Source organism: Thermomonas mangrovi (genome assembly GCF_028201335.1).
In the GTDB taxonomy this organism is placed as follows: domain Bacteria; phylum Pseudomonadota; class Gammaproteobacteria; order Xanthomonadales; family Xanthomonadaceae; genus Thermomonas; species Thermomonas mangrovi.
This window is the reverse complement of record NZ_JAPEVV010000009.1, coordinates 99,202-116,748: the sequence shown is the minus strand read 5'-3', so window position 1 is coordinate 116,748 and position 17,547 is coordinate 99,202. Positions and strand designations below refer to the sequence as shown.

The following is a 17,547-nucleotide window of genomic DNA, read 5'->3' as shown; positions in this document are numbered from 1 at the left end:
CTACAGCGCATCGAGCACCGCGCCGTCGGCATCCACTCGCAGCACCGATCCCTGCTCGTACCAGTCGCCGAGCACGATGCGCGTGTTGCCGTGGCCTTCGTCGTGGATTGCCGGGCGATGGGTGTGGCCGTGGATCATGCGGCGCACGCCGTAGCGGGCGAACCAGGTCTGCACGGTAGCCGGCGCGACGTCGGTGATCGCCTCGGCCATCCCGCTGGCCTGCAATTCCCCGTGCCGGGCCTGGCTGGCGGCGCGCGCCTGCGCGGCGAAGGCGAGCCGCGCCTGCAGGGGCTGCGCCAGGAACCGCGCCTGCCACGCCGGGTCGCGGGTCTGCGCGCGGAACTGCTGGTAGGCGACATCGTCGGTGCACAGCAGGTCGCCATGCAGGAGCAGGGTGGGCTCGCCGTGCAGCATCACCACCGCGGGATCCGGCAGCAGGCGCATCCCGCACCGCCGCGCGTAGCCTGCGCCGAGCAGGAAGTCGCGGTTGCCGCGGATGAAGGAGACCGGCACGCCGGCATCGACCAGAGCGCGCAGCCGCCCGGCCACGAAGGCGCCGGTCTCGGCGGGATCGTCGTCGCCGACCCAGGCCTCGAACAGGTCGCCAAGGATGTACAGCGCATCGGCGCAGCGCGCCTCGCCATCCAGGAAGCGGCCGAACAGCTCGGTGATCGCGGGGCGCGACGGGTCGAGGTGGAGGTCGGAGACGAACAGGGTGGTCATGGCGTGATTCTAAGGATGCGGCGGATTGCCTGCGGCTGGCGGGTGGCTGCGGCGGCGACTCGAACAGGATGTTCGCAGGAGCCGCGAAGGGGTACCCGCCGGCTGCAGGCTAAAATACGCCGCACTCCAGAACCTGCATCCCCATGACCGTCCGCACCCGCTTCGCCCCGTCCCCGACCGGCTACCTCCACATCGGCGGCGCGCGCACCGCGCTGTATTGCTGGCTGGAGGCGCGCCGCAAGGGCGGGCAGTTCATCCTGCGGATCGAGGACACCGACCGCGAGCGCAGCACGCAGGCCGCGATCGACGCCATCCTGCAGGCGATGGACTGGCTGGGCCTGGACTATGACGAGGGTCCGATCTACCAGACCCATCGCCTCGATCGCTACAAGGAAGTCGCCGAACAGCTGGTCGCGTCCGGCCACGCCTATTACGCCTACGAGACCAAGGAAGAACTCGAGGCGATGCGCGAGGCGGCGATGGCTGCCGGCGACAAGCCGCGCTACAACGGCGCCTATCGCGATGCGGACGCGGGCTGGCGCGACGATCCCAACCGGGTGATCCGCTTCCGCAACCCGCTGGATGGCGTGGTCGCGTGGGACGACAAGGTCAAGGGCCGGATCGAGATCGCCAACAGCGAGCTCGACGACCTCGTCATCTTCCGCAGCGACGGTTACGCCACCTACAACTTCGCGGTGGTGGTGGACGACATCGACATGCGCATCACCGACGTGGTGCGCGGCGACGACCACGTCAACAACACGCCGCGCCAGATCAACATCTACCAGGCGCTGGGCGCGCCCGTGCCGCACTTCGCGCACCTGCCGATGATCCTCGACGAGCAGGGCGCCAAGCTGTCCAAGCGCACCGGCGCGGCCGACGTGATGCAGTACCGCGACGCCGGCTACCTGCCGCATGCGCTGTTGAACTACCTGGTGCGGCTGGGCTGGTCGCACGGCGACCAGGAAGTGTTCTCGATCGCGGAGATGCAGTCGCTGTTCGACCTCGCCGACGTCAATGCGAAGGCCGCGCGCCTGGACATGGCCAAGCTCGGCTGGCTCAACCAGCAATACCTGAAGTCGGACGATCCCGAGGCGGTGGCGAAGCACCTCGCCTGGCACCTGCAACAGGCTGGGTATGACCTGGCGCATGGCCCGAAGCCCGCCGAACTCGTCATCGCCTTGCGCGAGCGCGCGCAGACGCTGAAGGAGATGGCGGAGAAATCGGCGGTGTGGTTCGGCCCGTTGACGGTGTACGACGAGGCGTCGGTGGCCAAGCACCTCAAGGAAGCCGCGCGCGAACCGCTGGCGCAGATGCGGGCGCGGCTTGCCGAACTGTCCGACTGGTCGCCCGATCCGATCCACGAGGTGGTGAAGGCGGTCGCCGAGGCGCTCGGCATCGGCATGGGCAAGATCGCGCAGCCGCTGCGCGTCGCCATCACCGGCAGCCAGGTCAGCCCGGACATCGGCTGGACGGTGTATCTCTGCGGGCGCGACGAGGCGCTGGCGCGGATCGATGCCGCCCTTGCGATGCTGCCCGCCGGCCCCTAGATCATCGCCATGGCCCATCCGCACGCCTGCACCGACCCCACCCACCACGTCCACGACGCGGCGGGCTTCGTCGGCGCGGTGGAACGCGCGTGCAGCGAGCGGGGCTTGCGGCTGACCCCGATCCGCCTGCGCGTGCTCGGCCTGGTGGCCGAGGCGGGCAGGCCGATCAAGGCCTATGACTTGCTGGAGCAGGTGCGCGAGGGCGAAGGTGCGGGCGCGGCGGCGCCGCCGACGGTGTATCGCGCGCTGGATTTCCTGCTCGCGAACGGCTTCATCCACAAGCTGGAATCGATCAACGCGTTCGTGGCCTGCCACCACCCGAACGCCGCGCAGCATTCGGTGCCGTTCCTGATCTGCGACCGCTGCCATTCGGCGACCGAGCTCGAGGATGCCGGCATCGTCGGCCAGCTGGATGCCGCCGCCCGCGCGCTGGGGTTCGCACCGCAGGCGCAGACGCTGGAAGTGCATGGCCTGTGCGCGAAGTGCGCAGCGGTCACTTGACAAGAAGCCAAGCGGGCCAACGCTAACCAGGAATGACCGAACAGTGCCGCAACGATGAAGGGGTCTACGTCGGGCGGCATGGCCCGGCCTGGGACAGTCAGAAGAACGCGCGCACGCCGAACATGATGTTGCGACCCGGCAGCGGGACCACATCCTTGAGGAAGGACGTGTGCGGGCGGGCCTCGCGGTTGGTGAGGTTGGCGCCGTCCAGGAACACTTCGAGCGCCCGTCCGTCGGTGCCGTCGAGATGCCAGGCGACGTGTGCGTCGACCAGGGTATAGCCGGCCGTTTCCTCCTCGAATTCGGCCACCCGGTCCTGGCGCGCGTAACGCACAGCGCCAAGCGATGCCCGCCATGCGCCGGATTCCCAGCGCAGCTGGGCGCCCAGCCGCGCAGGGGCGATGCGCGGCAGGTTGCCGCCGGTTGCTACGTTGGCCTCGATCGCGTGGGCGTGGTCGTCGTGCGGGACTTCGACCTCGATGGTGCTGGTGGTGCCGGCCGGGTCGTCCAGCCGCGCACGCACGAGGTCGCCGAACAGGCCGAGCGTCCACGATCCGCTGCGGGTGTCGGCGATATCCCAGTCCAGCTTGGCTTCGGCGCCGGTGAAGCGCGCATCGCCCTGGTGCCACACGCGCAACGGCGCGCCTTCGATCTCGGCATCCGTGCTGGCGAGGAAGACGAAGTCCTGGTAGTCCGCGCGCCAGGCGGTGATGGCGGCCTCGATCGGGCCATGGTGCACGCGCATGCCGACCTCGATCCGGTTCGCGGTCTCGCGGTCGAGCCCGGCGTCGCCCAGCTCGAAGCCGCCGGTTGCGACGTGCAGGCCATTCGAATACAGCTCTTCCGCGGTCGGGGAACGCTGCGCGCGATCGAGGCCGACGTTGAAGTGCAGCGCGTCGCTGGCGTGCCAGGTCAGCCCGAGCGACGCGCTGGTGTTGGCGAAGTCCCGGTCGGGCGCGGTACCCGAGACATCCATGCGCACGCGGTCGTGGCGCAGGCCGAGGTCGAGCTGCAGGTCGCGCCCGCCGATGTTGAAGCCGTGTTTGCCGACCCAGAAGATCCCGACATCCCGTGACAGCGAAGACGGCACGAAGGCTTCCGCGCCCACGGCGGAGAAATCGCGCTTGCTGGCCTGCAGGCCCAGTGCGCCGTCCCACCCGGCGATCGGTTGGTGCACGAGTTCCGCGCGCAGTTCGGTGCTGTCGTTGAAGAACACGGTGCCGACCTCCTCACCCTCGAATTCGGTGTGGGTGTAGTCGGTGTTGGCCAATTTCACGCGCAATGAGGCGAATGGGCCGATCGCGTTCCAGCCACCGCGGACCTCGGTCCGGCGCTGGTCGAGGCGGATCTGGACCGGGCCTTCCTCTTCGTGTCCTTCGCCCTCGTGTTCCTCGCCTTCGTGGTCGTGCTCGCCGTCGCCCGCGGCATGCTGGTGGGCGCCGCCGGGGATCCCGTAGCGCGTGTTGAACAGGCTGTACGCGGCGCCGAGGTAGCCGCTGCCGCCGATCCAGGACACGCCCAGCGACGCGCCATCGGTGCGCACCGCACTGTTGTCCAGCGTGCCCTTTTCATCCGGATCGGGTGTTTCGCCCTCCTCGGCCATGTGCGCGGCGCTCTCGGCGTAGCCGGGGATCGCATAGTCGCCGGCCTCGCGGTGCAGGGCGTCGAAATGGAAGGCGAATGCCCCGGTGTTGCCGTCGAGTCGCAACAAGCTGGTACGTTCGTCATTCACGCTACCGCCACGGAGTTCCGCGCGACCGGAGAAGGGCGCATCGCCCAGCGATTCCGGGATGCGGCCGTCGACCACGTTGACCGCGCCGCCGATCGCGCCACTGCCGTACAGCAGCGTCGCTGGACCTTTCAGCACCTCGATCTGGTCGGCAAGGAAGGGTTCGATGGAGACCGCGTGGTCCACGCTCACGGTGGACACGTCGCCGGAACCCAGCCCGTCGCTCATGACCTGCACGCGCGCACCGTCGAGCCCGCGGATGATCGGCCGGCCGACGCCCGGGCCAAAGCTGGCGGATTGCACGCCAGGGAGGCGTGAGACGGTGGCGCCGAGCGTGCCGGCCTTGGCTTCGTCGAGCTTGCTGCCCGCCAGGACCTCCACCGGAATGGTCAGGTTCTCGGCGGTGTCGGCCAGCGGCGTGGCGCGGACTTCCACTGCCTGGAGGTTCTTCGGCTCGGACGGGTGCCCGTGCTGGCGGGTGTGGTCTTCGGCCTGTGGCGCCTGCTGCGCCTGCGCGGCGGCGAAGGGGGCCAGGGCGAGCGACAGCGCGGCCGAGAGGGCCGCGCGCTTGAGGGGGGAATGGGATTCACGCATGGGTGGGCTACTTCCGGTAAGCTGGGTGCGTCAAAAATGTTATAACATATCAATCGCAGGCGATTGCACCCTACCTGAAGTCCTATCCAGACCATGAGTCCCCGCCACCACGCCTTGCTCGACCGCCTCGGCGCGACCGGATCGCTGCTGTGCGCGTTGCATTGCGCGTTGCTGCCGGTGGTGATCGCGCTGCTGCCCTCGATCGGGCTGGCCGGCCTCCTGGGCGAGCGGATCGAGGTCGCGTTCGTGCTGTTCGCCAGCGCGGTGGGCCTGTACAGCTTGGTCTCCGGTTACCGCCGCCACCGCCTGTGGCAGGCCCTGGCGCTGATGCTGCCGGGCCTGCTGATCCTGTGGGTCGGCATCCTGTATCCGCCCCTGCACCAAGCCCAGTGGGTGCATGCGGGGATGATGACCGTCGGCGGCACCCTGGTCGGGCTGGCGCACCTGGCCAACCTGCGGATGAACGCCGGCCACGTGCACGGACCCAGCTGCGCGCATTGATCCCGGCTGCGCCCGGATCAACCCAAGGTGTGCTGCCTTCCCGGCGTGCGCTTGCGATCCTCTGCCCTGGTGGGGGGCGCCGGCCGGGACATGCCGGCGACGTGCTAGAATCCGCGCCCTCGCGCGTGGCGCGACCCATTCACTCGATTCGATCCAGGAGCAACACCATGGGCAAGGGCGACCGCAGGACCGCCAAGGGCAAGCGCTACAACTCCAGCTACGGCAACGCCCGCTCGCGGACCGTGGCCAAGGCCGCGGGAATGGCGACCGCCCCGGTCGCGAAGAAGGCGACCAAGACCGTGGCCAAGGCCCCGGCCAAGAAGGTCGTGGCCAAGAAGGCCGCCAAGGAATAAGCCTCCCCGCCGGGAGCAGATCAAGCCCCGCCCGCGCGGGGCTTTTTCGTTGCGGGCTTACTTGCCGGCGCCGGCCTCGATCGCGGTCCATGCGCGCAGCAGGTTGCCGCCGAGGAGCTTGCGGATGTCGGCCTCGCGGTGGCCGCGCGCCTGCAATCCCGCGACCAGGTGCGGGAAGTCGGCCACGGTCTTCAGCTCCGGCGGCAGCTCGCCGTCGACACCGTCGAAGTCCGAGCCGATGCCGACGTGGTCGATGCCGACCAGCTTCACCCCGTAGTCGAGCTGGTCCAGCACCTGCGCCAGCGTGCTCTGCAACGGCGGATGCGCCTCATCCCAAGTCTTGTCGAAGGCCTTGCGGTCCAGCTCCGGCTGGCCCTGCGCTTTCAGCTCCGCGTTGCGCTTGTTGAAGTCGTTGATCGCACGGAAATGCGCCTGGGTGTTCGCGGCACTGGCCGGGTTGATGAAAGCGGTGCCGAACGGCACCTGGATCACGCCGCCCTTGGCCGCGACCAGCCGCGCGATCTCGTCGCTGATGTTGCGCTCGAAGCCCGGGGTGAAATGACGGAACGCGGAATGGCTGGCGATCACCGGCACCGTGCTCAGCGCGATGGCCTCCTTCGCCGAGGCATCGCCGAGGTGCGAGACGTCGACCATGATGCCCAGCCGGTTCATCTCGCGGACCACCTCGCGGCCGAACGGGCTCAAGCCGTTCCAGGTCTTCTCCAGCGCATACGAGGAATCGGCGATCCGGTTGTTCGCGCTGTGCGCCAGGGTGATGTAGCGCACGCCGCGCTCGAAGAAGAAGCGCACGTTGTCCAGCTTGTCGCCCAGCGGCGCGCCGTTCTCCATGCCAAGCGGCAGCAGCACGCGGCCGCCCGCGCGCAGGCGCTCGACGTCGCGCGGCGAGGTCAGCACCGCGAACTTGCCGGGATGCCGCTGCGCGAGCGCCTCCACGCCATCGATCATGGCGTTGGCGACCTGCCAGGCGCTGCCGTCCGCGTCCTGCTTCGGCGAGGTGTAGATCGACATGAACGCAATATCGAGGCCGCCGGCGCGTGCCTTCGGGTAGTCGAATTCGCGGTCCTTCGCCTCCACGCCAAGGTCGGCCCAGGTGTCCATCAGGATGCCCGGCGCGTCGATGTGGGTATCGACGATCAGCGCATCGCGTGCGAGGCGTGTCGCCGCGTCCTGCGCGTAGGCGGCAGGTGCGGCAAGGGCGAGTGGGGCGAGCAGCGAGGCGGCGAGCAGGGCAGGGCGCATTGGAAATGTCCGGGAAGGCGGGAGGTCAGGCGAGCCGGCGGCCGCCGGCGTAGGCGGCATCGAGCCACTGCCCGCCCAACCAGTAACACAGGGCGGCGGGTTCGCGCATGCGCCACACGGCGAGGTCGGCGCGCAGCCCCACCCGCAACACGCCGCGGTCGTGCAGCCCCAGCGCGCGGGCGGCATGCAGGGTCGCGCCGCGCAGGGCTTCCTCGGGGGTGAGGCGGAAGTGCGTGCACGCCAGTTGCATCGCGTGACGCAGCGACAGCAGCGGCGAGGTCCCGGGGTTGCAGTCGGTGGCCACCGCCATCGGCACGCCATGCGCGCGTAGCAGGTCCAGCGGCGGCAGCTGGGTCTCGCGCAGCACGTGGAAGGCACCGGGCAGCAGCACCGCGACGGTGCGCGCGGCGGCCATCGCGCGCACGCCGCCTTCGCTGGTGTATTCGATGTGGTCCGCGGACAGGCCGCCGAATTCCGCGGCCAGCGCCGCGCCGCCGAGGTCGCTGAGCTGGTCGGCGTGCAGCTTCACCGGCAGTCCGAGCGCGCGTGCCGCCTCGAACATGCGCCGCGTCTGCCTGGGCGAGAAACCGATGCCCTCGCAGAATGCGTCCACCGCGTCGACCAGGCCTTCGGCGTGCAGGCGCGGCAGCCAGTCGATCGCGGCGTCGAGGTAGGCATCGGCGTCGCCGGCGAATTCTGGCGGCAGCGCATGCGCGGCGAGGTAGGTGGTGCGGACGTCGATGCCGAGCCGGGCGCCCAAGGCGCGCGCGACCCGCAGCATCTTGCGTTCGTTCTCGAAGTCCAGGCCGTAGCCGGACTTGACCTCCAGCGTGGTCACGCCATCGCGCAGCAGGGCGAGGGCGCGCGGCTCGGAGGCGCGCAGCAGGGCGTCCTCGTCGCAGGCCCGCACCGCGCGCACGGTGGACAGGATGCCGCCGCCAGCGCGGGCGATGGCCTCGTAGCTCGCGCCCTGCAGGCGCAGTTCGAATTCGACGGCGCGATCGCCGGCGAACACCGCATGGGTATGGCAATCGACCAGGCCGGGGGTGACCAGGCCGTCGGCCTCGACCACCTCGTCGGCCATGCTCGCCGGATCGCCGGGCAGGCCGCCGCGCGGGCCGACGTAGGCCAGCATGCCGTCCTTCCAGGCCAGCGCGCCGTCCTCGACCAGACCATAGCCGGAGGCGCCATCCAGCGTCGCCAGCGTCGGTGCCAGCAGCAGGCCGTCGTAGCGCGGCTCAGTCACCGCCGCCACCGTCGCAGCCACCATCCCCACCGCCATTGCTGTCGCAGCTGCCGCCGCCGTTCCAGCCGCCGACGTCGCCGCCGCCGCGTCCGCCCAGCGGATAGCGGCGGATCATCAGCACCAGCAAGGCCAGTACCGCGAACGCCATGCCCACCACCAGCATCGAATCCATGCGTCCTCCCGCTGCCCGCAGCCTACCGCAGCCCCCGCGGCGATTGCGCGACAATGCGCGGATGCAGACCTCCACCCCCGCACGCCACGATACCCGCGGCTGGCGCCTGCCTGGCGTCGCCAACCTGCACTCGCATGCCTTCCAGCGGGCGATGGCGGGCCTGGCCGAACGGCAGACGGACCCGGCGGATTCGTTCTGGACCTGGCGCGAGACGATGTACGCGATCGCGGGCCGCTTCACGCCGGAGTTGCTGCAGGCGGTCGCGGCCCAGCTGTATGTCGAGATGCTGGAGGCGGGCTACACTACGGTCTGCGAGTTCCACTACCTGCACCACGCGCCAGGCGGCGGTCCGTACGCGCCGGCCACCGCGATGTCGGAGGCGCTGATCGCCGCCGCCGCCACCGCCGGCATCCGCCTGACCCTGCTGCCGGTGCTGTACATGGCCGGTGGATTCGATGGCCGGCCCCTGTCGGAGCGCCAGCGCCGCTTCGGCCATGCGGTCGAACCCTTCCTGCGGTTGCTGGACGCCCTGCGTGCCCGCGAGGGCGCGATGTTGCGGGTCGGTTGCGCCCTGCACAGCCTGCGCGCGGTGCCGCCGGACGCGATGCGCACCGTGCTCGCGGCATTGCCGGACGATGCGCGCATCCACCTGCACATCGCTGAACAGACCGCCGAGGTCGAGGACTGCATCGCGGCCCGCGGTGCCCGCCCGGTGCAGTGGTTGCTGGACAACGCGGACGTCGATCCGCGCTGGACCCTGGTGCATGCGACCCACCTGGACGATGCCGAGGTCCGCGGCATCGCGCGCAGCGGCGCCACCGTGGCGCTGTGTCCCACCACCGAGGCCAACCTCGGCGATGGCCTGTTCCCGATGGACCGCTACCTCGCCGCAGGGGGCCGCTGGGGCATCGGCTCGGACTCGCACGTGTCGGTATCGCCGGTCGAGGAACTGCGCTGGCTCGAGTACGGCCAGCGCTTGTTCCAGCAGCGGCGCAACGTGGCGGCGTCGGTGGCGATGCCCAGCGTCGGCGCCACCCTGCTCGGCGGCGTGCATGCCAGCGCCGCCGACAGCACCGGTTTCGACGAGGCCGACACGATCGTGCTGGATGCCGACCATCCGCTGCTCGCCGGTGCCACCACCGCGGATGTCGCGGATCGCTGGGTGTTCGCCGGCAACCGCCCGCTGGTCCGCGACGTCGAGGTCGCCGGCATGCGCGTGGTGGAGGGCGGGCGCCACCGCGACCGCGACGCCATCGCCAGCCGCTACCGCGAGGCGATGAGGGTGCTGCTGGCGTGACGACGCCGGGGCGGCGTCGCTAGAACAAGCCACCCTGTTCGCCCGGCAGCGCGCCTTCCAGGCGCAGCAACTGCTGCTTGACCGGCAAGCCGCCGCCGAAGCCGACCAGCGCGCCATCCGCGCCGATCACCCGATGGCAGGGCAGCACGATGGGCAGCGGGTTGCGGCCATTGGCGGCGCCCACCGCGCGCATCGCCTCGGGGTTGCCCACCGCCTGCGCCAATTGCGCGTAACTGACGGTACTCCCGTAGGGAATGCCGGCCAGCGCCTGCCAGACCTGCAACTGGAACGGCGTGCCGCGCGGGGCCAGCGGCAGGTCGAAGGCGCGGCGTTCGCCGGCGAAGTATTCGCGCAGCTGCGCTTCCGCGGCCTGCAGCACCGGGCTGTCGCCGCCGTGCCAGTCGCTGCGGTCGGCCGGGTGGCGGTTCTCGCGGAACTCGATATGGCGCAGGCCGTCATCGCCTGCGGCCAGCATCAGCGGGCCGACCGGGCTGTCGATGCGCCGGCACAGGATCACCGCGTCTCCCGCAGGGCTGGCAGCAGCGGGGACAGGCTGCCGTCGTTCGCCGCCGGCTGGATGCGCAGCAGGTGCGCCAGCAGCGGATAGACGTCGACGTTGTCGAAGGCCGGCAGGCGCGTGCGCGGGCGGAACGAGGGCCCGGTGGCGAGGAACACCGCGCGCATGCCCGGGTCTTCTGGCGCGAAGCCGTGCTCGCCCTTGAGCGCCGGTTGTTTAGGCCAGCGATGCAGCCAGACCCGCCAGCCATCGTCGGCCTGGCAGACGATCGGCGGGATCCGCGGGTTGCGCCCGAAGTGCCAGCCCGGCGGGGTTTCGCCCTTGCGCCAGCAGGCGTAGTGGTCGTGCCGGCCGAGCACCGCGGCTTCGACCTCGGCTTCGCGGCCCGGGGCTGCGCGCAGGCCCATCACCTGGCCGCCGTACTCGGCCTGGAGTGCGGCGTCCGGCACCAGGTCGTCGAGGTAGCGGATGTCCTCGCCGCGCACGTCGGCCATGCCGTGGTCGGACAGCACGATGAGGTCGGTCGTCCGGTCCAGCCCGCGCGCCTGCAGGCCGGCACGCAGGCGGGCCAGCCCGGCATCGATCGTCGCGAGCGCCTGCATGGCCTGCGCGGAATGCATGCCCGCGGCGTGCGAGGCCACGTCGTATTGCTCCAGGTACAGGGTCAGCAGCCGCGGCCTGCGTTCGCGCGGCAGGTCCAGCCAGGCGAGCACCTGGTCGACGCGTGCCTCCACCGGCTTCTTGCCGTCGAACGGCAGCCAGTAGCGTGGGCGTTGCCCGCCGATCTCGACCTCGGAGCCGGGCCAGAACATGGTCGCGGCGATCCCGCCCTGCCGCTGCAGGGTGTTCCAGATCGGCTCGCCGCCCCACCAGCGGCCATCGCGCGCGCTGGCCTCCTTCGAGACGAACATGCCCAGCACCGGGTCGCGCATGTTGTTGTGGACGATGCCGTGGCGGTCCGGGCGCAGGCCGGTGGCGAGGGTGTAGTGGTTGGGGAAGGTCAGCGTGGGGTAGCTGGGTGCCAGCCAGTCGGCGCGGGTGCCCGTGGCGGCGATCGCATCCAGCGTCGGCATGCGGCCGCTGCCGACCACGGCGGCGGGCAGGCCGTCGATCGAGACCAGGACGACCGTGGGTGCGGCAGGTGCGGCGGGCGGTGGGGTGGTGCAACCGGCGAACAGCGCGAGCAGCACCAGCAGCGCGATGCGGAAGGCGGGGGACATGCGCCGATGATACCGGCGCGCCGAGGCCGGCCGGCAGCGCCAGCCTTCGACCATCGCCGGATTGACGCATCCGCGGGTGTAGGTGTCCGGCATCGGCCGAATCCGTCTGCGAATGTCCCCCGGCATCGGCCTTGGGCCGCTGCCTCCTCCTTGATTTCGCCGACGGATCCGGCCCGTGCCTGGCAACCGGTTGCGACCTTGGCCCGCACGGCCGCTCCGGGCCGCGATGCGATAATCGCCGCTTCGTTCCAGGAGCCGCGCCCGATGTCCAGCCGCCACGATCCGTCCCGCCAGATCCGCGCGCCGCGCGGCAACACGCTCACCTGCCGCTCGTGGCTGACCGAGGCGCCGTTCCGGATGTTGCAGAACAACCTCGATGCCGAGGTCGCGGAACGCCCGGAAGACCTGGTGGTCTACGGCGGCATCGGCCGTGCCGCGCGCGACTGGGCGTGCTACGACAGCATCCTCGAGACCCTGAAGACCCTCGGCGATGACGAAACCCTGCTGGTGCAGTCCGGCAAGCCGGTCGGCGTGTTCCCGACCCACGCCGACGCACCGCGGGTGCTGATCGCCAACTCCAACCTGGTGCCGCACTGGGCGACCTGGGAGCACTTCAACGAGCTGGATCGGAAGGGCCTGATGATGTACGGCCAGATGACCGCCGGTTCGTGGATCTACATCGGCTCGCAGGGCATCGTGCAGGGCACCTACGAGACCTTCGTGGAGATGGGCCGCCAGCACTACGGTGGCTCGCTCAAGGGCAAGTGGATCCTGACCGCCGGCCTGGGCGGCATGGGCGGCGCGCAGCCGCTGGCGGCGTCGCTGGCTGGCGCATGCAGCCTCAACATCGAATGCCGCCAGAGCAGCATCGACTTCCGCCTGCGCACCCGCTACGTCGACGAGCAGGCCACCGGCATCGACGATGCGCTGGCCCGCATCGCGAGGTACACCGCGGCCGGCGAAGCCAAGTCCATCGCGCTGCTCGGCAATGCCGCCGAGATCCTGCCCGAGCTGGTGCGTCGGGGCGTGCGGCCCGATTGCGTGACCGACCAGACCAGCGCGCACGACCCGGTCCACGGCTACCTGCCGATCGGCTGGAGCGTGGCGCAATGGGAGGCCGAACAGCAGGCGAATCCCGAGGCGGTGCGCGACGCGGCGAAGCGGTCGATGCGCGTGCATGTCGAAGCGATGCTGGCCTTCCACGCCGCCGGCATCCCCACCGTCGACTACGGCAACAACATCCGGCAGATGGCCAAGGACGAAGGCTGCGAGAACGCGTTCGACTTCCCGGGCTTCGTGCCGGCCTACGTGCGGCCGCTGTTCTGCCGCGGCATCGGCCCGTTCCGCTGGGTCGCGCTCAGCGGCGACCCGGAGGACATCTACAAGACCGATGCCAAGGTCAAGGCACTGATCCCCGACGACGCGCACCTGCATCGCTGGCTGGACATGGCGCGCGAGCGCATCAGCTTCCAGGGCCTGCCGGCGCGTATCTGCTGGGTCGGCCTGGGCCTGCGCCACAAACTGGGCCTGGCCTTCAACGAGATGGTCCGCAACGGCGAGCTGAAGGCGCCGGTGGTGATCGGTCGCGACCACCTCGACAGCGGCAGCGTGGCCTCGCCCAACCGCGAAACCGAAGCCATGCGCGACGGCAGCGATGCGGTCAGCGACTGGCCGCTGCTCAACGCCATGCTCAACGTCGCTGGCGGCGCCACCTGGGTGTCGCTGCACCACGGCGGCGGCGTCGGCATGGGCTACTCGCAGCACAGCGGCGTGGTCATCGTCTGCGACGGCAGCGAGGCCGCCGACAAGCGCATCGCCCGCGTGCTGTGGAACGACCCCGGCACCGGCGTCATGCGGCATGCGGATGCGGGCTACGAGATCGCGCAAGCCTGCGCGAAGGAACAGCGGCTCAAGTTGCCGATGCTGTGATGAGCGCGCAGATGCCCAAATCCCTGCGCATCGACTTCGTCTCCGACGTCGTGTGCCCTTGGTGCGCGATCGGGCTGGCCTCGCTGGAGCAGGCCCTGTGCCAGTTGCAGGGCGAGGTCGCCGCGGACCTGCATGTCCAGCCGTTCGAACTCGATCCGACGATGCCGGCGGGCGGCGCCGACGTCGCCGAGACCCTCAAGCGCAAGTACGGCATGAGCGATGCGCAACTGGCCGAGAACCAGGCGCGCATCCGCGATCGCGGCGCCGAGCTTGGCTTCACCTTCGATTTCACGGCGCGCAGCCGGACCTGGAACACCTTCGACGCGCACCGCCTGCTGCATTGGGCCGGGGTGGAGTCGCCGATGCACCAGCTGCCGCTGAAGCGCGCACTGCTGGTGGCGAACTTCAGCGAAGGTCGGGATGTCAGCGACCACGCGGTGCTGGCCGAGCTTGCCACTGGCGTGGGGCTGGATGACGCGCGCGCCCGCGAGGTGCTGGCGTCCGGCCTGTTCGCGGACGAGGTACGCGCCGCCGAGCGATTCTTCCAGGAGGCCGGCATCCGCAGCGTGCCGGCGGTGATCATCGAGCGTCGCCTGCTGGTCAGCGGCGGCCAGCCGCCCGAGGTGTTCGTGCAGGCCTTGCGACAGGCGGCCCGCGCCGACAACTGAAGCGCGCTGTCCTCACAGCCCGTGGATGCGGAACCGCCGGCCCTTGATCTTGCCGGCGCGCAGTCGCTCCAGTGCATGCCCGGCCTCGGGGCGCGCGATGGCGACGTAGCTCCGGGTAGCGAACACATCGATCTTGCCGATCGCCTCCTTCGCCAGGCCGGCGTCGCCGGTCAGCGCGCCGACGATGTCGCCCGGGCGCAGCTTGTCGGTGCGGCCGGCATCGATGCGCAGGGTGGCCATCGCGGCCTGCGGCACGCCGCGCGGCTTGCCGTCCAGCGGATCGATGCGGTCGTAGCGGATCGGCGTGCCCTGGCGCTGCTCGATGAGCATCGCGCGATTGCGCTCGCCGGGCGCGACCAGGCTCAGGGCCAGGCCGTCGCGGCCGGCGCGGCCGGTGCGGCCGATGCGGTGCAGGTAGGTGTCGGCATCGGTGGGCAGCTCGAAGTTCACCACCGCGCCGATGTCCTCGATATCCAGCCCGCGCGCGGCGACGTCGCTGGCGACCAGCACGTTGCAGCTGCGGTTGGCGAAGCGCACCAGCACTTCCTCGCGGTCGCGTTGCTCGAGGTCGCCGTGCAGGGCGAGCGCGCTGAAGCCGTAGTGCGCCAGCGAACCGGCGACGTCGTCGGCATCGCGGCGGGTATTGCAGAACACCACCGCGGAGTCGGGGCGGAACTGCAGCAGCAGCGCGGCGAGCTGGGGCGCGCGGCGCGCGGGGTCTGCCTCGAAGAAATGGGCCTCGATGCGCGGCGCGTGCGCGTCGCCGTCGACGCTGGCCTCCAGCGGGTCGCGCAGCATCGCGGTGGCGAGCAGGCGGATCGCGTCGGGGAAGGTGGCCGAGAACAGCAGCGCCTGCCGGTCCTTGGGCGTGCGCTTGACCAGCGCGCGGATCGGTTCGTCGAAGCCCATGTCCAGCATGCGGTCGGCTTCGTCGAGCACCAGCACGCGCACGCCGCGCAGGTCGAGGGCGTCCAGCTGCACCAGTTCCAGCACCCGGCCGGGCGTGCCGACCACCACGTGCGGCGCATGCGCCAGCGAGGCCAGCTGCGGCGCCAGCGGGATGCCGCCGCACAGCACCGACAACTTGAGGTTGGCGATCCCGGTGGCGAGCTTGCGCAACTGCTTGCCGACCTGATCCGCTAGTTCGCGGGTGGGGCAGAGCACCAGCGCCTGGGTCCGGGTGGCGCCCGCATCGATCCCCTGCAGCAGCCCGAGCCCGAATGCCGCGGTCTTGCCGCTGCCGGTGGGCGCCTGCGCGATGACGTCGCGGCCGGCCAGGATCGCCGGCAGGGCCTGCGCCTGGATCGGCGTCAGCGTGGCGTAGCCGAGGGCCTCCAGCCCGGCCTGCAGGGTGGGCGCGAGGGCGAGGTCGGCGAAGGTGGTGGGCATGGTCATGCGTGCATGATCGCAGGCCGGGCGGGGTCGCGGCGCGGTCGAGGCCGGTTCAGCCGGCCCTGCTAGCCTGCGCGTCACCCTGCAGGCCGCGCCCATGACGCACGCCCCACGCTTCCGCCGACGCTTGCCCACCCTGTTCGGACTTGGCTGCCTGCTCGCGGCGCTGGCGGCCTGCGACGGCGCACGTCCGCGCACCCCGGACGAGGTCCACGCCGCGCTGCTGCGCAAGTTGCCGGCGACCCTGCACGACCGCGAAGGCTGGGCGCGCGACGTGCAGGCGGCCTTCGCCGCGCTCGAGATCGAGCCCAGCGATGCCAACCTGTGCGCGGCATTGGCGGTGGTCGAGCAGGAATCCACGTACCGCGCCGATCCGCCGGTGCCCGGCCTCGGCCGCATCGCCCTGGCCGAGATCAAGCGCCGCGCGGCGGCGCGCCACGTGCCTGCATTCGCGGTGGATGCCGCGCTGGTCCTGCGCGCGCCGGATGGCCGCAGCTGGGCACAGCGGCTGCAGGCCTTGCGCACCGAGCGCGAGCTGAGCGCATTGTTCGAGGAGATGATCGCGCGGCTGCCGCTGGGCAGCGGGCGCCTGCTGGCCGGCCTGAACCCGGTGCGCACCGGCGGGCCGATGCAGGTGTCGGTGGCCTTCGCCGAGCGCCATGCGCGCGGCTATCCCTACACCGTGCAGGGCTCGATCCGGCACGAGGTGTTCACCCGCCGCGGCGGGCTGTATTTCGGGATCCGGCACCTGCTCGACTATCCCGCGGACTACGACCGCCCGCTGTACCGCTTCGCCGACTTCAACGCGGGCCGCTATGCCAGCCGCAATGCCGCGTTCCAGCAGGCGGTGGCGATCGCCACCGGGACCCGCCTGGTCCGCGACGGCGACCTGCTCGCCCCGGGTGCGCCGATGAACCGGCCGGGCACGACCGAGGCCGCGCTGCGCGGCATCGACGTGCGCCTGGCCATGGATGCCGCGGCGATCCGCGCCGACCTCGCCAAGGGGCATGGCGCGGACTTCGCCAGCACCGCGCTGTACCGCAGCGTGTACGCGATCGCCGATGCCGCCGGCAGCGGCAAGCCGGTGCCGCGCGCGCGGGTGCCCGACATCGCGTTGTCCAGCCCGAAGATCACCCGGCCGCTGACCACCGCGTGGTTCGCCGGACGGGTCGACGCGCGCTGGAAGGCCTGCCTGGCGCGTTAGCGCGCCGGGGTGCAGCGCAGCGTCTTGCCGAAGAAGTCGATGCTGGCTTCGCCCTGGTGTTCCCAGAATTCGACGCCGCTCGCGGCGTAGCGCGCACCGCTGCCGCTGCGGGCGATCGGCAGGATTGCCTGGTCGTCGCCGACGGTGAGCACCATCGCCTGCGGCGGGTCGTTGTAGAACACCGCGGCGACGCGCGCCGTGTCGTCATCGCAGCGGTATTCGACCGTCGCCGGGACCTGGACGAGTCCGTGCTGGATGCGCAAGTCGACGATGCCGCGGACGTACGCTTCGAACACGCAGCTGCGGATGTCCGCGGCCTTCCAGCAATCGTCGCGGCCCTTGATCCAGCCGCGCTGGGTGGCGCGCAGCAGGGCCGGGTCGCTGGCCTTGGCCTGCGCCTGCCGGTAGGTCGCGGCCAGCTGGCGGTCAAGCGCGGCCAGTTCGGGATCGCCGCAGACCAGTTGCTCCTGCGCGCCGCGGGCCTTGCTGCAATCGAAGCTCGGGCCCTCGCCCTGCGTGGGTGCCGCAGATGTCGCGGGCGGCGCGGCGGGCGCATCGCTGGCAGTCGCGGCGGGCGGCGTCGTGGTGGGTGCAGCGGCGGGCGCCGGCGCCGGGGACGGCTGGCAGCCGGCGAGCAGGAGGGACGCGATCAGGCAGGGCAGGGCGGCGCGGCGCATGGGCGGTCTCCGGT

Annotated in this window: 17 protein-coding genes; 8 read left to right on the top strand and 9 right to left on the bottom strand. The window is 71.0% G+C overall.

The genetic code is table 11. The features are described from left to right. Nucleotides 1-723 carry a UDP-2,3-diacylglucosamine diphosphatase gene (gene lpxH / locus ON759_RS13045; RefSeq protein ID WP_271680827.1) on the bottom strand — a complete coding sequence of 241 codons (723 nt, stop codon included), beginning with the start codon at nt 721-723 and terminating at the stop codon, nt 1-3. A 143-nt stretch (nt 724-866) separates the two neighbouring features. Between lpxH and gltX the strand changes: the two genes are divergently transcribed. After that, the gene (gene gltX / locus ON759_RS13040) at nt 867-2,273 is read left to right on the top strand and encodes a glutamate--tRNA ligase (protein WP_271680826.1); all 1,407 of its coding nucleotides are present in this window, start codon (nt 867-869) and stop codon (nt 2,271-2,273) included. A 9-nt stretch (nt 2,274-2,282) separates the two neighbouring features. Then, nucleotides 2,283-2,774 (top strand): transcriptional repressor, encoded by a 492-nt coding sequence (locus ON759_RS13035; protein WP_271680825.1) that lies wholly within the window; start codon nt 2,283-2,285, stop codon nt 2,772-2,774. 97 nt (nt 2,775-2,871) lie between these two features. On the opposite strand, the gene ON759_RS13030 is transcribed toward ON759_RS13035, so the two are convergent. Beyond that, nucleotides 2,872-5,097: a TonB-dependent receptor gene (locus tag ON759_RS13030; RefSeq protein ID WP_271680824.1), complete on the bottom strand. Its 2,226-nt coding sequence runs from the start codon at nt 5,095-5,097 to the stop codon at nt 2,872-2,874. A 93-nt stretch (nt 5,098-5,190) separates the two neighbouring features. Here ON759_RS13030 and ON759_RS13025 point away from each other — a divergent pair, with 93 nt between their 5' ends. Next, nucleotides 5,191-5,598, top strand: a complete 408-nt coding sequence (locus tag ON759_RS13025) for a MerC domain-containing protein (RefSeq protein ID WP_271680823.1) — start codon at nt 5,191-5,193, stop codon at nt 5,596-5,598. A 167-nt stretch (nt 5,599-5,765) separates the two neighbouring features. After that, a complete protein-coding gene (locus ON759_RS13020; RefSeq protein ID WP_271680822.1) occupies nt 5,766-5,951 on the top strand; it encodes a 30S ribosomal protein THX in 186 nt (61 codons plus the stop codon). Nucleotides 5,952-6,008: 57 nt separating this feature from the next. Here the strand turns inward: ON759_RS13020 and ON759_RS13015 are convergent, their stop codons facing one another. From ON759_RS13015 to ON759_RS13005, 3 genes are read right to left on the bottom strand one after another with little or no spacing between them, the layout of a single operon-like run. Then, the gene (locus ON759_RS13015; RefSeq protein WP_271680821.1) at nt 6,009-7,211 is read right to left on the bottom strand and encodes a dipeptidase; all 1,203 of its coding nucleotides are present in this window, start codon (nt 7,209-7,211) and stop codon (nt 6,009-6,011) included. Nucleotides 7,212-7,236: 25 nt separating this feature from the next. Beyond that, the gene (gene hutI / locus ON759_RS13010; RefSeq protein WP_271680820.1) at nt 7,237-8,457 is read right to left on the bottom strand and encodes an imidazolonepropionase; all 1,221 of its coding nucleotides are present in this window, start codon (nt 8,455-8,457) and stop codon (nt 7,237-7,239) included. Next, nucleotides 8,450-8,629 carry a hypothetical protein gene (locus ON759_RS13005; protein ID WP_271680819.1) on the bottom strand — a complete coding sequence of 60 codons (180 nt, stop codon included), beginning with the start codon at nt 8,627-8,629 and terminating at the stop codon, nt 8,450-8,452. Before ON759_RS13005 ends, hutI begins: the two co-directional genes overlap by 8 nt. Between ON759_RS13005 and ON759_RS13000 the strand changes: the two genes are divergently transcribed. After that, complete coding sequence (locus tag ON759_RS13000) at nt 8,628-9,926, top strand: formimidoylglutamate deiminase (protein WP_425608483.1); 1,299 nt, start codon at nt 8,628-8,630, stop codon at nt 9,924-9,926. The two genes, ON759_RS13005 and ON759_RS13000, sit on opposite strands and share 2 nt — an antisense overlap. 19 nt (nt 9,927-9,945) lie before the next feature. Here ON759_RS13000 and ON759_RS12995 read toward each other — a convergent pair whose 3' ends face one another. Together ON759_RS12995 and ON759_RS12990 are read right to left on the bottom strand one after the other, a co-directional pair. Further along, nucleotides 9,946-10,443 (bottom strand): methylated-DNA--[protein]-cysteine S-methyltransferase, encoded by a 498-nt coding sequence (locus ON759_RS12995; RefSeq protein ID WP_271680817.1) that lies wholly within the window; start codon nt 10,441-10,443, stop codon nt 9,946-9,948. Then, entirely contained in the window at nt 10,440-11,663 is a 1,224-nt protein-coding gene (locus ON759_RS12990) for an alkaline phosphatase family protein (protein WP_271680816.1), read from the bottom strand. Before ON759_RS12990 ends, ON759_RS12995 begins: the two co-directional genes overlap by 4 nt. A 264-nt stretch (nt 11,664-11,927) precedes the next feature. Here ON759_RS12990 and hutU point away from each other — a divergent pair, with 264 nt between their 5' ends. Together hutU and ON759_RS12980 are read left to right on the top strand one after the other, a co-directional pair. Continuing rightward, nucleotides 11,928-13,592, top strand: coding sequence for a urocanate hydratase (gene hutU / locus ON759_RS12985; protein ID WP_271680815.1), 1,665 nt, complete (start codon nt 11,928-11,930; stop codon nt 13,590-13,592). A gap of 11 nt (nt 13,593-13,603) precedes the next feature. Beyond that, nucleotides 13,604-14,260 carry a DsbA family oxidoreductase gene (locus ON759_RS12980; RefSeq protein WP_345780553.1) on the top strand — a complete coding sequence of 219 codons (657 nt, stop codon included), beginning with the start codon at nt 13,604-13,606 and terminating at the stop codon, nt 14,258-14,260. A 12-nt stretch (nt 14,261-14,272) separates the two neighbouring features. On the opposite strand, the gene dbpA is transcribed toward ON759_RS12980, so the two are convergent. Beyond that, nucleotides 14,273-15,649, bottom strand: a complete 1,377-nt coding sequence (gene dbpA, locus ON759_RS12975; protein WP_271680888.1) for an ATP-dependent RNA helicase DbpA — start codon at nt 15,647-15,649, stop codon at nt 14,273-14,275. Between the two features lie 100 nt (nt 15,650-15,749). On the opposite strand from dbpA, the gene ON759_RS12970 reads away from it, so the two are divergent. Next, on the top strand, nt 15,750-16,856 hold the full coding sequence (locus ON759_RS12970; RefSeq protein WP_271680813.1) for a DUF1615 domain-containing protein: 1,107 nt from the start codon (nt 15,750-15,752) through the stop codon (nt 16,854-16,856). On the opposite strand, the gene ON759_RS12965 is transcribed toward ON759_RS12970, so the two are convergent. Continuing rightward, a complete protein-coding gene (locus tag ON759_RS12965) occupies nt 16,853-17,533 on the bottom strand; it encodes an MliC family protein (protein ID WP_271680812.1) in 681 nt (226 codons plus the stop codon). The genes ON759_RS12970 and ON759_RS12965 overlap by 4 nt on opposite strands. Nucleotides 17,534-17,547 lie beyond the last annotated feature (14 nt).